Annotated in this window: 13 protein-coding genes; 3 read left to right on the top strand and 10 right to left on the bottom strand. The window is 39.8% G+C overall.

The genetic code is table 11. The features are described 5' to 3' along the window. Positions 1–56: 56 nt before the first annotated feature. From leuA to F0Q01_RS10030, 9 genes are all read right to left on the bottom strand, one after another. Complete coding sequence (gene leuA, locus F0Q01_RS10070) at positions 57–1,745, bottom strand: 2-isopropylmalate synthase (protein WP_090488578.1); 1,689 nt, start codon at positions 1,743–1,745, stop codon at positions 57–59. A 293-nt stretch (positions 1,746–2,038) separates the two neighbouring features. Next, complete coding sequence (locus tag F0Q01_RS10065; protein ID WP_090154353.1) at positions 2,039–2,305, bottom strand: HPr family phosphocarrier protein; 267 nt, start codon at positions 2,303–2,305, stop codon at positions 2,039–2,041. 51 nt (positions 2,306–2,356) lie between these two features. Beyond that, positions 2,357–3,706, bottom strand: coding sequence for a phosphoglucosamine mutase (glmM, locus tag F0Q01_RS10060; protein WP_090154355.1), 1,350 nt, complete (start codon positions 3,704–3,706; stop codon positions 2,357–2,359). Positions 3,707–3,727: 21 nt separating this feature from the next. Further along, on the bottom strand, positions 3,728–4,999 hold the full coding sequence (locus F0Q01_RS10055; RefSeq protein WP_090488576.1) for a YbbR-like domain-containing protein: 1,272 nt from the start codon (positions 4,997–4,999) through the stop codon (positions 3,728–3,730). Positions 5,000–5,001: 2 nt separating this feature from the next. Next, positions 5,002–5,862: a diadenylate cyclase CdaA gene (gene cdaA, locus F0Q01_RS10050; protein ID WP_242941866.1), complete on the bottom strand. Its 861-nt coding sequence runs from the start codon at positions 5,860–5,862 to the stop codon at positions 5,002–5,004. Positions 5,863–5,896: 34 nt separating this feature from the next. Continuing rightward, the gene (locus F0Q01_RS10045) at positions 5,897–6,808 is read right to left on the bottom strand and encodes a hypothetical protein (protein WP_090488574.1); all 912 of its coding nucleotides are present in this window, start codon (positions 6,806–6,808) and stop codon (positions 5,897–5,899) included. A 15-nt stretch (positions 6,809–6,823) separates the two neighbouring features. Next, positions 6,824–7,255, bottom strand: a complete 432-nt coding sequence (locus tag F0Q01_RS10040) for a hypothetical protein (RefSeq protein WP_090488572.1) — start codon at positions 7,253–7,255, stop codon at positions 6,824–6,826. Between the two features lie 126 nt (positions 7,256–7,381). Next, positions 7,382–7,789: a flagellar protein gene (locus F0Q01_RS10035; protein ID WP_099412915.1), complete on the bottom strand. Its 408-nt coding sequence runs from the start codon at positions 7,787–7,789 to the stop codon at positions 7,382–7,384. Positions 7,790–7,808: 19 nt separating this feature from the next. Next, a complete protein-coding gene (locus tag F0Q01_RS10030; RefSeq protein ID WP_090488571.1) occupies positions 7,809–8,543 on the bottom strand; it encodes a ComF family protein in 735 nt (244 codons plus the stop codon). Positions 8,544–8,622: 79 nt separating this feature from the next. On the opposite strand from F0Q01_RS10030, the gene F0Q01_RS10025 reads away from it, so the two are divergent. From F0Q01_RS10025 to F0Q01_RS10015, 3 genes are all read left to right on the top strand, one after another. Further along, positions 8,623–9,978, top strand: a complete 1,356-nt coding sequence (locus tag F0Q01_RS10025) for an ABC transporter substrate binding protein (RefSeq protein ID WP_090488569.1) — start codon at positions 8,623–8,625, stop codon at positions 9,976–9,978. 2 nt (positions 9,979–9,980) lie between these two features. Next, positions 9,981–11,024 (top strand): glycosyltransferase, encoded by a 1,044-nt coding sequence (locus F0Q01_RS10020; RefSeq protein WP_090488566.1) that lies wholly within the window; start codon positions 9,981–9,983, stop codon positions 11,022–11,024. A 228-nt stretch (positions 11,025–11,252) separates the two neighbouring features. Continuing rightward, entirely contained in the window at positions 11,253–12,527 is a 1,275-nt protein-coding gene (locus F0Q01_RS10015) for a hypothetical protein (protein WP_090488564.1), read from the top strand. Between the two features lie 45 nt (positions 12,528–12,572). Here the strand turns inward: F0Q01_RS10015 and F0Q01_RS10010 are convergent, their stop codons facing one another. Next, positions 12,573–13,436, bottom strand: a complete 864-nt coding sequence (locus F0Q01_RS10010; protein WP_090488562.1) for a hypothetical protein — start codon at positions 13,434–13,436, stop codon at positions 12,573–12,575. Positions 13,437–13,469: the final 33 nt, after the last annotated feature.

Here is a 13,469-nt window from a genome sequence, read left to right as displayed (position 1 = left end):
ATTGGATGATTATATAAGCTGGATTGACTCACAGCCTAAATTTTTGGCTGCCTATTTTATACATAGTCCTTAGACTTTTTGATGAGTCTATTGTATGCACTAAACATACCGCGGATAGATGCGCGTGTGATATTTGAGCTAACGCCAACTCCGAATGTTGTGTTGCCGTGGCGCTCATCACGCATCTCAATATAGGCAGCAGCCTTAGCACCTGAACCCTGAGCCTGTGCAAGTGTATGCTCGGTGTAGTCGATAAGTGTAAACTCAAGCTCTGGTACACACTGCTTGATTGCAAGCTTAACAGCATCGATAGGTCCGTTTCCTTCAGCCTCTGAATGGAACTTCTCTCCATTGTAGCTAAAGTCAAGGACTGCAACTGTATCGTCTGTATCCTTGTCATCTTTGATGACAACATACTCAAGTGTAAGTGGCTCTTTGTTCTCTAAGTACTGAGACTTGAATGCCTCCATAATGCGCTGTGGTGTAACCTCGCCGCCCTGCTTCTCAGAAATATACTGAACAACATCAGCAAACTCACGCTGCATCTTCTTTGGAAGCTTGTAGCCATAAACTGTATCCATAACAAATGCTACGCCGCCCTTACCTGACTGGCTGTTGATACGAACAACTGGCTCGTACTTACGGCCGATATCTGCAGGGTCAATTGGAAGATATGGAACCTCCCAGTACATATTCTGGCGCTCTCTCATTGCCTTGACACCCTTGTTGATTGCATCCTGATGAGAACCAGAGAATGCTGTAAACACAAGCTCACCTGCATATGGATGTCTTGCATCTGTAGGCATCTTTGTAACTCTCTCGCAAACTTCAACAATTTCCTTGATATCATCAAGATCAAGCTCTGGGTTAACACCCTGAGAGAACATATTATAAGCAATTGTAAGAATATCTACATTACCTGTACGCTCACCATTTCCGAGAAGAGTTCCCTCTACTCTGTCAGCGCCAGCAAGAAGTCCAAGCTCTGTAATAGCTACGCCTGTACCTCTATCATTGTGTGGATGGATTGAAAGAATAATATTCTCTCTGTCCTTGAAGTGTGTGCTCATCCACTCGATTTGATCCGCATATACGTTAGGAGTATTCATCTCAACAGTTGCTGGTAAGTTGAAAATTATTGGAGCATCTGTTGCATGGTCCCAAGTATCCTGAACTGCTGTACAAATCTCAAGTGAGAAATCTACCTCAGTACCTGTAAATGATTCTGGAGAATACTCAAGCTGTAAATTGCCATCGTAACGGTCCAAACGGTCCTTGACCATCTGAGTACCCTTCTTTGCAATCTCAATAATCTCTTCCTTGTCTGCATTGAAAACTACATCTCTCTGAAGAGTTGATGTGGAATTGTAAATATGGAAAATAACATTTGGAATTCCCTGAATAGCCTCAAATGTACGGTCAATTAACTCCTCGCGGCACTGTGAAAGAACCTGTACCTTAACATCTGAAGGAATCTTATTTTCCTTAACTAACTGTCTCAAAAAGTCGAATTCAATCTGGCTTGCTGCTGGAAATCCGATTTCGATTTCCTTGAAACCTAGCTTTAGTAGGAGGTCAAATAGTTCCATTTTCTCGTCAACCGACATTGGTTCAACGAGAGCCTGGTTACCATCACGTAGGTCTACTGAACACCAAATTGGAGCTTTGGTGATCTGCTTGTCAGGCCAAGTACGCTCTGGAAACTTTAACACTGGGTTTGCCTTGTAACGCTTGTAATTCAACATTGTTCTTCCTCCTAGCTAACATCTCACTTTTTATTTTATCTTTTTTCTCGCCTTGTTACGCTCTCAAGCCTAAGATATTGCTCCGGTTCACTACATGTGAAAATCATACCAAAAGTCGACTGCAAGGAAGACTTTTAGTATGTACACAAGCGAATGCTTGTGCTAAGAACCTACGCAACACTTAGAGCTTGATAGCTACAAGGCTATCGTCAGATATATAAAAAGCTATTCTTTGTCTATTTAAAAATCATGCAATGTTTCATTACACGATTTTTAGCTGATTTAGGGCGCTATTATTCGCCGAGACCTGCAGATATAGAATTAACCATATCTTCAAGAGCCTCTTCTTCATCTATGCCATCACAGATGATTTCAATTTCTTCGCCACTTTTTACGCATGCACCAAGTACACTTAAAACTGACTTGGCGTTTGCCTCGTAATTGTTATCTGTTTTGAAAGTAATTTTGCTTGTATATTTCATAGCAATCTCGCACAAAAGTCCTGCAGGGCGAAGGTGAAGACCTGTGGCGTTTACTATCTGAACTTTTTTAGTAACCATAATGTATCTCCAAATCTATTACATTTTCGTAAAGATTTGCTCTCAAAATTATTAGAGCATTGTGTTAGTGATGAGCTCTGCTAGTGCCTTAGCATCACCCTCTATTTCTTCCTGATTCTTGCCCTCAATCATAACTCGAACTAGTGGCTCTGTACCTGAAGGACGGATGAGTACGCGGCCCTCGCCTGCGAACTTAGCCTCAAGATTCTTGATTGCCTCAGCAATCTCAGGATACTCCATGTAGCTTTCCTTCTTGTGGTTAGGTACCTTGGCATTAACAAGTGCCTGTGGAAGTACCTCCATAATAGAAGCAAGCTCTGAAAGAGACTTTCCTGTCTCAACTAATACTCTAAGAAGGTGAAGAGCTGATAAAAGGCCATCACCTGTTGTATTATCATCTAAGAAAATAACGTGACCACTCTGCTCGCCGCCGATATTGTAACCATTTGCAAGCATGTTCTCGAGAACGTATCTATCACCAACCTTTGTTGACTCAACATTGATTCCCTGTTCCTTAGCCATGAGAGTAAAGCCAAGATTGGTCATTACTGTAACTACACATGTATTCTTCTTAAGGATTCCCTTGTCCTTCATGTGCTTAGCGCAGATTGCCATAATCTGGTCGCCGTCAACAAGGCGTCCCTTCTCATCAACTGCAAGCATTCTATCTGCATCGCCGTCAAAAGCAAGACCTAGCTTTGCATTTTCAGCAACTACACGAGCCTTAAGCTCATCCATATGTGTACTACCACAGTTGCTATTGATATTTGTTCCGTCTGGATTGTTGTGAATTGTAATAAGCTCAGCGCCCATCTCAGAAAGACAAGCAACTGATGTCCTATATGAAGCACCCTCTGCACAGTCGATAACAATCTTCATTCCTGATAAATCCATAGGAACTGTGTTCTTGAGGAAGTCTACGTACTCTCTACCAAGATCAAATCTGAAATCAATCTTACCAATCTCAGCACCTGTTGGGAGATTTACCCCCTTCATATCGCTTTCGATAAGCTCTTGAATCTCATCCTCAAGCTCATCAGAAAGCTTGAAGCCATCACCGTTAAAGAACTTGATTCCGTTGAACTCCATTGGGTTGTGGCTGGCAGAAATAACGACGCCGGCATCAACCTTGTGCTTTCTAGTTAAATAAGCAATAGCTGGTGTTGGTAATACTCCAACATAAACTGCATTAGCTCCAACCGAACAGATACCACTCATAAGAGCAGATGCAAGCATTGTACCTGAAATACGTGTATCGCAACCAACGATGATTGTTGGCTGATGGCTAGCCTCTTTTGTGAGTACGTATGCGCCAGCCTGTCCAAGCTGTCTAGCAAGGTCTATTGTAAGTTCTGAGCCAGCTACACCTCTGACTCCATCTGTTCCAAATAATCTTCCCATTTTCTAATAATCCTCTTTTGTTTAATTTTCAGCCGCCTCGTCTGAATCCTCTTTTTTCTCCTCAACCACATTTACTGTGACGGAAGTATTCTGGACTGTGATTCCCTCAGGGTTTTCAAACTGTAGGACAACATTTTGGCCATCCCCTGCTGATAATCCTGAGCAATCAATATATCCCTTTATATCAGAAGCATTCAAAGCGTCAATAGCTGATTGTGTACCGTATACATTGACTGTAATCTTGTCAGTAGTCAATGTGGCGCTAAGACCCTCCGGTACGTCTCTAAGCTCAATATTGTCAGTTGCCACATGGGCTGTGCTGGCAACCTCTTCTTCCATCAATACATAGATGGTAACCTTTGATGATGTGCCCTCTGTAAGTTCCACACCCTCAGGTAGATATGAGCTAATATCAACTGTGGTCATAAATGATCCAGTAATATTTGATAGGTTAATAACACTGTCTGGAATGGTTATGTTGGCAACGTTGTTAAGGGCGCTAGCCTCTCCAATAACCATCACTGATGACGGATCTGTCTTAATAGAGCCAAGCTTCAAATCAGCAGATAGTGTACCGCTTGTCTTGACAACAATATCAACTGTCTTCGTATTTACGAAGTGAACGCTGACACCTACAGTTGAAACTGATAGAGTCAATTCCTTAGCATCTACCAATTCGCCACCCTTGTCATAGAACTTAGGAATTACACTCTCTGTAAAGTCGCCTGTAACTCCAGAAATATTTGCAGTAGCAACTACCTTTTCTATACTGTTAACGATTTCCTCTGGACCTGTAACTGTAAGAACTGTTGGACTGCATGTGACAGTTTCTACCTCTAAGTCTGTATCTGACTTGCCTGTTGTCTCTGCGTTAATTACAAATCTCTCTGTTATCTCATCCTCAAGCTCTACATATAGGTAGTTCTGCTTGCTAGAGATGGATACGCTGTTTGCGTATGATTTTGCGGAAATAGTAACAGGAATTCTCTCCTCGTTCTCTAAGTCCTTCATGTCTGCAACAGCACTAAAATCCGATGGCGAAAGTTTCTCAATGATAGAACGCTTTGCAGTAACTCTAAAGCTAACTGTGTTGACACCATCTTTTATCTCGTATAGCTTACCAGCGTTTTTCAATACATCCGCATTAGTAACTGTAACAACCGAAGTAAATGTCCTAGTCTGTGTAGGATCATCAATATTTACAACAACTAGCCATAATAAGAAGGCGAAGACGAAAGCTAAAATCTTCAGTCCTACGTCCTTGGTGAGGGCTTTTAATATTTTCTGCTTCATAACTATCCCTCCCTCTTTTCTGGCTCGATAACATCTTCTTCATCAGGATTCTGGATGCGCTTTAACTCAGCAATCAGCTCATCTTCCTTAACATCCCGAACAATACGTCCCTCACGAGCATAGGAAACAGTACCTGTCTCCTCAGAAACAACGATTGTAAGAGAGTCAGAAACCTCACTGATACCAACAGCAGCTCTATGTCTTGTTCCTAAATCCTTTGACAGTCCCATGTTGTCAGAAAGCGGTAAATAGCAGGTAGCAGATACCACTCTATCTCCTCTGACTATCACGGCTCCATCATGAAGTGGTGTGTTCTTTTCAAATATGTTAATCAGAAGCTGTCTGGTAACCAGGGCGTCTATGCTAATACCTGTACGCTCAAACTCAGTCAGCTGCATGTCATTTTCTACTACAATAAGTGCTCCCGTTTTAACTGCGCCCATCTCATAGCAAGCAGTAACCATGCTGACAATAGTGGTGTCGTCAAACTTTTTAGCACCCGTCTTCAGTAAGTTCCACGTGAATATGGACTTGATTTTCCTGCGACCTATTTGCTCTAGGGCTCGTCTAAGCTCTGGCTGGAATACAACTATAAGTACAGTGACTGCAACAGAGACCAGCTTTTCACCTAGCCACAAGATGGTGTTCATTTCAAAAATAGCGGCAAACACAAAAAAGATAAGGATGAAAATAACACCCCTAACCAGCATCCACACTCTACTATTTTTTATCCAAACAAGCAGGTGGTACATGAAATATGAAATTATAACAATCTCAATTATGTCTGTGATGGAAACATCTGGAAGCTTTACATTGAAATAATCATCGATGAAGGCATCAACAGCATTTACAAATTCGACCACTTATTCACTTCCTCACTACCCTCTCGGGTCATTGTTATATTTTTTTGATTTCTTTATCTTCTTCAACGATTCTGATCTTAGGAACCGCTGTAACATAATAATAGTAATCATCATCCTCGAACTGAACCTTTTCAATTCTAGAATAATCCAAATCAAGTACGAAGTAATTTAAAATCACTCCCACTATCAATACTAAAATATTTCCTAAAATCAATCCTGTAATCTCACCCTTTTGGCTAGTAAGAAGATAGCCTGCGAGCATGATAACAAACTCAACAGCAACGCCAGTAACATTTGCAATAATCCATGACATATTTATGCTAGACTGACGTAAGAAATAGACAACCAAAAACATGGCTGTCATAGCTGCCAAGAAGAACCAAAACATTTTGTTTTGAATCATCTGTTCTTTTATAAGAGAAATAGAATTGACCTCTACAGTCTCATCTAATATAGCTGTCACATTTGACTTGATTACATGCAAATAAAATGCCACTACTGAGCCGCAAATAATCGATGTAACTTCTGTAATGTTTGACATGAGTCCCGCTCCAAGCGACATCACATAAGGAGCGCCAAAAGAATAACAAATAGGGACCACAACCATATTGTAGGTATTTTTACTTCTAAAATATGCACAAACGAGATATCCAATCACAACAAGACCTAGTGCAACAAGTGCAATGCCTAAATCTAGAGATGCTAAGTCAACAAAAAGAACTGCTGAAAGAACAAAGGCAACTCCTTGAATTGGAAAGAAAGCACATACAATTGAAATTATAATTGAAACCCATAATTGACTAATAGGTTTATAGTGCCCAAAATTGCTGCTGATACATAAAAGACCAACAAATGCTACAAGTGCGTTCCAAATCTTAACAAAAAGTAATTCTCGCGAAAGTACAAATCTTCTGATATCATCACGTATTCTAATAAAAGCGTTCATATATTCTTCCTTAATCTATTCTTCGAAATCTCTTGCAAGTAACGGTTTTGTCTGTTGCGCCTCATCCACATACATATTATTTAGCTTGTTGTATTTAGCTCCAAGCTCTTTGATAAGGCGTCGTCCACGTCTGTAGTGTCGCTCCGCTCTCCTACGAACATTGTGAACATGTAAAATGATGTATGCTGCATAACCTAAAAGTCCCACCAAAGCTATTGTCAACATATACATGGTATTTAAATTACCAATTTTATCACTAATCAAATAGATAACAATCAATGCAAATACAACAGCGTAAATCAATGTGCCTGCCAGGAATCCTCCCCAGCCGTGAAGCGCTATGTATTCCTTTTTCGTGTACTTAAGCATTGGCTGATACTCAGGGCCCATTTCCTTCTCGAAAATAGCCATAGCAGTCATATGCCTAACTCTTTCTTCATTTATCATAATTATTATTCCCTTTTGTCTATTCCTGTTGCAAATAGAAACATAGTTAATCAGACTGAGTATAGCATAAAATCAATACAAAATAAAATACCTGTCGTAAGTAGCGACAGGTATTTGTAATTATCTTTATTTTTCTAAGAATCTCATTCTGTTTTCGCGCTTTGGCTTCTCTCTTGGAGCCTCTGGCATCTTTGGTTTTTCAATAGATTTTGCCAAGGCTGCAGCTGTGTTATTCTTGCAGCTTTCGCAATACTTTCCAGTCTTGATTGTGGCACCGCAAATCTCGCACTCGATACCTACAGGGGAATCATCTGCAAACTGCAATCTCTCCTCACGAATCCATTGCTTAATCTGAGATGTAGTAACATTATTAGCCTCAGCAATTTCTGGAATATTTGAGCGAGGATTCTCACGAATGTATTCCTTTACCTCCTGAAACTTCTTCTCCACCTCTTCTCTACACGCCGGGCAGATATTTGGTCCTCCAAGGTAATTAAAAAGTCTTCCGCAATTTCTACAGTTACGAACTTCCATAGGTGATACCTCCTGTTAATCAATCACATTTTCCAATGCAAATGCAAAGACTGTATACTTCAGTTATGCCCCCACCTTTTAATGCTTTTGATATCTCATCGATTGTTGTGCCAGTTGTATAAATATCATCAACTACTAACACTTTTCTAAATTGTACAATATTTTCCGTCACTTTAAAAGCATTTAACAGATTTTTCTTTCTTTTTGCGCCCCTCAGCTGCTTCATGGCAACAGTTTCTCTATCTCGTATAATAACATCCTTTGCGACAGGTATTTTTGTCATCTTGCTCAGCTGATTTGCAAATACTTCCGCTTGATTATATCCTCGTCGTTTCATCTTTTTCTTATGCATTGGCACGGGAATAATCGCTTCTATTTTATTGTTTTCTATCCATTTACCATATTTCTCATAGGCATATTTCCCATATTTCTCAGCAAAACGTCTCTTGTTTGCATATTTAAATTGGTACATACTTTTCTTCATTGCCCCATCATATATAAATATCCCCTTGTTCTGCTCAAAATAGTGTTTCTTCTCTTGGCATTGATTACAGAATTCATCTATAGAGTCTGCTATTGGTTTTCCGCAACGCATGCATGAATTTCCCCCTACAAACTTCACTTCTTTTATACATGAGTGGCAAAAGCCAAATTCTTTTTCTATTTTCAATAAAACTTTACCGCATGACATACATTGTTTTGGGTACAATAACTCCACGGCTGAGTTTATAATTGTCTTCAAAAGCTTAGTCATTTATACTCCTTATTTGACTTATTAGTGTTTTATTAATAAAATTGATATCTAATTAAAGAAGGAAAATAAAAGGATTATTATGAAAAAAAGAATAATAAGTGTTCTTTTGGTCGGGCTACTTGCCGTAGGACTAATCGCCTGCCAAAAAAACTCTAAAAAAGAACCTGAGAATGTAAATAACGAAGAGTCTTCCGAAGAAGACTTTATCTATAATATAGCAGCATGTCTTTCAGAAGACAATGACTACAACAGAAATCTTCTAAAAGGTTTTGAAGATTGTGTTGGTGATTATGTTGGTGCAGACCACATAAAGGTCACTGTTTACACTACTTCAGAGGATATGGCTAGCGATGATGTTGTAAAAAAAGCACTGGCAACTAGCCCTGATATGATTTTTACAGCAGGAAAGGCAACTCTCACTTCTGCCACTACAGCTACTGAGGCTATTCCTATTGTTGCTACGGGCATTGTTGATTTCAAGGGAACCCTTAGAATCACAAGCCTTGATGGCAAGTCATGGGACAAGACCACAGGACGTAATGTCACTGGTGTCAGCAGCAAGCCTTCTATCGTAGATCAGGTTTCACTTATGATCGAATCTACTAAGGATTTACAGACAGTTGGTATTTTATTCTCCCCAGAAGACACCGATGCCATCTATCAGAATGAGATTTTTGAATCATACTTAGATCAGGCCGGCATCCCATGGAAGGAATATTTAATTCCAGCCAGCGACAGTGCAATCGGAGGCGCCGAGGATCAGAACTCCACAGCACTTACACCTAGCAAGTACACCGCATATTCTGCCAAAACTGGTATTGACGATACAGTAATAACACTTGGAGATGACTCTATTTTAGGACTTAATTCACCTTCTTCTACTAGAGTTGCCGAGCAGTCTGCCTTCTGGACAGGTGGTAAGACCACATCAGGACGTACTTTAGCCGATGAGGCAGAGATTGCTGAGGAAGAGGAGCTAGAAGAACCTGAAGAAAGTGAATCTGAGGAGGAGCCTACACTTGAGAGCCGTATTCAGGATGCTTGCGATGAGTGTTCTGTAATCTACATTCCTTTCGGCAGCATTCTCACCGATCAGATGGACGTTATCGGTTCCATTACTACCGAATCTCAGGTAGTTGTTGTAGCAGGCGATACCACGATTGCTGATAATGCATTGGTTACACTTTTCACTGATCCATATTCACTTGGATATCAGGCAGGTAAAAAGGCCGTTAGAGTATTTAACGGAGATGATATTGCAACCATCAAGATTTCCAACGGAGATTCTGATGATGATGTAAAGCTTTACAACGGAGATATCGCTGAGAAATATGGAATTGAGTTCCCTAAGTCATTCAGCGAATTAAAAGATTTTCTTAGTACATATGAATACGGAAGCTCTACCACCCGTCATTCAGAATCTGAAGAGGAATAGACATGATTTTACATGTTATCAAATCAAATATTTACTCTGGTGCTGAAAATGTAGTGTGCCAGATTATAAAGGGTCTCTCAGGACGTGAGGAGTTTGTGTATATGGCTCCCCACGGTCCCATCGAGGACAAGCTTAGATCTATAGGGCTTATCAATTGTTATCGTGGCATTGATAAGCTTTCTGTTTATGAAATTAAAAAGGCCGTAGAAGAGTTGCACCCAGATGTTGTTCACGCCCATGATTTTACAGCCAGTGTGCTCTGTGGCATTGCCCTAAAGGGTAAGGTTCCTGTTATTTCACATTTACACTGCAACCCACTTTGGCTTAAAAATCCACTTCACCCTAAGTCATTTTCATATTATTTAGCTAACAAATGGTATGCTCACATTATTACGGTATCTGATTCTATTGCCGAGGAATACTGCTATGCCAGCAAGTTAAAATGTCCTATTACTACAATGGGTAATCCATTTTCCACTGAGGCAGTATTAAAGGCTGCATCAGAAGAACCTGACAGTGATATACATTCCGACTTATTATATGTAGGCCGTTTTAATCAGGCCAAGAACCCACTTGGCGCAATCAAGATATTCGAGAGCCTACTAGACAAGGATTCTCTCATATTCAGGATGGTTGGTAACGGAGAGCTTCTTGATGAATGCAAGGAGTATGTTTCTTCCCATGGCCTTTCAGACCAGATCATTTTTGAGGGCTACCAGGAAAATGTTTATAAATACATGAATAAAACAAAAGTACTTCTTATGCCATCTATCTTCGAAGGATTCGGGCTTGTAGCCTTAGAGGCAATGACCTTGGGTAAGCCTGTTGTCTGCTCAGGTGTGGGAGGACTTACCAATATAGTAAATGATTCCTGCGGTTATATATGTAATGAAATTAAATCCTATGGAGATTCAATTTCAGAGCTTCTTAGTGATGCATCAATTTATTCATCAAAATCTGATGGAGCAATGAGACAGGCTCAGACCTTTGATAATAGCAATGCGTACTGTGAGCAGCTTTATGGCATATATCAGAATTTAAAATAGTATCTTTTAGCCAGTCCTTTATGGGCTGGTTTTTTTCGCTTTAAAGGTCTTTGTCGCAACTTATTGTGCAATTATCAGATAATATCTCTAAATCTAGTGGGTTTTCAAACACCTTGACATGTGGTATTATTATTATATCTATAAGTATAATTTAAGCTATCTATGTCCCGGATTAGACAAAGGATTGTCGAACGTTTTAAAATTCATGGAAGAAAGGAGGGGCGTCTTATGTCACGCATAGATACTGCGTATAATTACTTTATGACCACCTATGGCGACAACATAGGTTCAAGGTACGAATCCCATAAGAAGAGTGAATTACGCGATACCTACAACAAAATAGTGAAAGCCAACAAAGAATCCCCTCTGTACAAGATTAAGGATTCCGAGGATATAGGCCAGTTTGCGATTGATATCAAGGAGCATGCTAATTCCATTGCATTGTCAATCTCTAATTTGACTGCCAATGGCGAGGATATCTCTTCTGTTTTAGATAAGAGAATTGCTAATTCTTCTCAGCCAGAGTCAGTTGATGTAGTTTATGTTGGAGATTCTTCTGATGATGCAGAGGATTTTGAAATCCAGGTTAATAAGCTTGCTCAGCCACAGATTAACCGTGGTAATTACCTACCACCTGATGGTCACAGCTTCGAAGAGGGCCAGTATTCATTTGATTTGGATATTCGCAATCATTCTTACGAGTTCCAGTTCAATGTCAATCGTGGCGAGACTAATTTATCAGTCCAGGATAAGATTGTCAGATTGTTAAATACATCAGACGTAGGCCTTAAGGCCAGCCTGATTACCAATAGCCAAAAGGCCAACGCTATCGAGATTTCATCTAAGGCCACCGGACTTAACGATGACAAGGATTTATTGTTTGATATTTCCTCTAACATCTCATGGCGCGAGCTCAACACACTTGGAATCGACAACATACTTCAGAAGCCATCTAATTCTGACTTTAAATTAAACGGAGTATCTCATCAGTCGGTTTCCAATACATTCACAGTCAACAAGACCTATGAGCTGACCATGAAAAAGCCTAGCAATGGACCTGTCAATATAGGACTTATGAATGACACAGAGGCTCTTTCAACAGGTGTTAACCAGCTTCTATTTAGCTACAATGGCATGATAGATGTAGGACTTAGATATACTAGCGGACATCAGAATCGCGCACTTTTCAATGAGATTTCTTCTATTGGCCGCAACATGGCAGGAAGACTTGCAGCCATTGGAATAGACGCCGATTCACTTGGCCATCTGTCACTTGATAGTTCTACACTTACTGATGCTATCAACAGTGGTAATCGTGAGGAAGCATTTGCCACTCTCAACGAGTTCAAGGCAGTCATCCGTAGCGCAGCCACCAAGGCATCAATCAACCCGATGCAGTACGTTGACAAGGCTATTGTAGAATACAAGAATCCTGGCAAGACTCTGGCAGCGCCTTACGCTACCAGCGCCTACTCAGGAATGATGTGTAATTACGGATTATAAACATATATAAAGAAAAGAGGAACGACGTAAGTCATTCCTCTTTTTTTATTTCATACTATCTAGAGCCTTTTTAATATTTTCCATTGTAATCTCATCTACCGACTGTGCTAAGGATTCAGACAACTCACTATCTTCGTAAAAATAGCCTTCCATGCTTTCATCGCCAGTTTCATAGTGGAATATCAAAACATTATCTTCACCTTTATGGTCCGTTCCAACTATGATTAAATCTGTGGTCCCATCCGAATTATAATCATATGCTTCCATATCGCTTACTTTATATATATCATTTATGATTTCGTTGTCATCTGTAAATTCATGGAGTAATAATCTGTCGAATTTCTTTCCATTATTAACAGCATATATAAATGACTCATTAGGGAAATCTTCTAAATTATCATAAACATATAAATTTGTAGTGCCTTTAAGCTCCGGCATGTCCACCTCATATGCCACTTCTAAATTACTTCCTGAGGCCCAATCAAATATGTTTGAAACAAACTTATAGCTATCATTTTCCTTTTTGAATGTAACATCTCTAGGTGGAAAAACAACCTCAGACCAGTTATCACCTTCAACTACCTCTACATGAACCTTGTACAAATCGCCTTCCTTAGTGCCTGAAACGCATTTGTATTTACCGCACAAACTCTTAATCTCTGATGGATTATCTTTTATAAATTCTATAGTTTCTTCAATATCTTTAATTTCACTTTCAGTATCAAATTCAGAGCTTAAATACTCTATGTAGAAATTTGGCTGATACTCATTAAAATCATTTTCTATGCTTGCTAGCTCTTCCTTAGAAAGCTCAACTGTTGTTTCCTTATCTATTGCAGTGGTAGGAGTATTGCCACAACCAATCAAAGACAACAACAATCCAATTACCACAATTCCTTTTTTCTTCATAACTACTATTCCCTTTCTTGTAAAACTAAGTGA

This window comes from Pseudobutyrivibrio xylanivorans (assembly GCF_010906925.1).
Lineage (GTDB): Bacteria > Bacillota > Clostridia > Lachnospirales > Lachnospiraceae > Pseudobutyrivibrio.
Note: the sequence above shows the minus strand (reverse complement) of the source record. Positions and strands in the feature narration are given on the sequence as shown.

Bases quoted from the DNA above. Each gene is read 5' to 3' on its own strand.
- leuA (WP_090488578.1), bottom strand. From the start codon at position 1,745: ATGTTGAATTACAAGCGTTACAAGGCAAACCCAGTGTTAAAGTTTCCA.
- F0Q01_RS10065 (WP_090154353.1), bottom strand. From the start codon at position 2,305: ATGGTTACTAAAAAAGTTCAGATAGTAAACGCCACAGGTCTTCACCTT.
- glmM (WP_090154355.1), bottom strand. From the start codon at position 3,706: ATGGGAAGATTATTTGGAACAGATGGAGTCAGAGGTGTAGCTGGCTCA.
- F0Q01_RS10055 (WP_090488576.1), bottom strand. From the start codon at position 4,999: ATGAAGCAGAAAATATTAAAAGCCCTCACCAAGGACGTAGGACTGAAG.
- F0Q01_RS10045 (WP_090488574.1), bottom strand. From the start codon at position 6,808: ATGAACGCTTTTATTAGAATACGTGATGATATCAGAAGATTTGTACTT.
- F0Q01_RS10040 (WP_090488572.1), bottom strand. From the start codon at position 7,255: ATGATAAATGAAGAAAGAGTTAGGCATATGACTGCTATGGCTATTTTC.
- F0Q01_RS10035 (WP_099412915.1), bottom strand. From the start codon at position 7,789: ATGGAAGTTCGTAACTGTAGAAATTGCGGAAGACTTTTTAATTACCTT.
- F0Q01_RS10030 (WP_090488571.1), bottom strand. From the start codon at position 8,543: ATGACTAAGCTTTTGAAGACAATTATAAACTCAGCCGTGGAGTTATTG.
- F0Q01_RS10025 (WP_090488569.1), top strand. From the start codon at position 8,623: ATGAAAAAAAGAATAATAAGTGTTCTTTTGGTCGGGCTACTTGCCGTA.
- F0Q01_RS10020 (WP_090488566.1), top strand. From the start codon at position 9,981: ATGATTTTACATGTTATCAAATCAAATATTTACTCTGGTGCTGAAAAT.
- F0Q01_RS10015 (WP_090488564.1), top strand. From the start codon at position 11,253: ATGTCACGCATAGATACTGCGTATAATTACTTTATGACCACCTATGGC.
- F0Q01_RS10010 (WP_090488562.1), bottom strand. From the start codon at position 13,436: ATGAAGAAAAAAGGAATTGTGGTAATTGGATTGTTGTTGTCTTTGATT.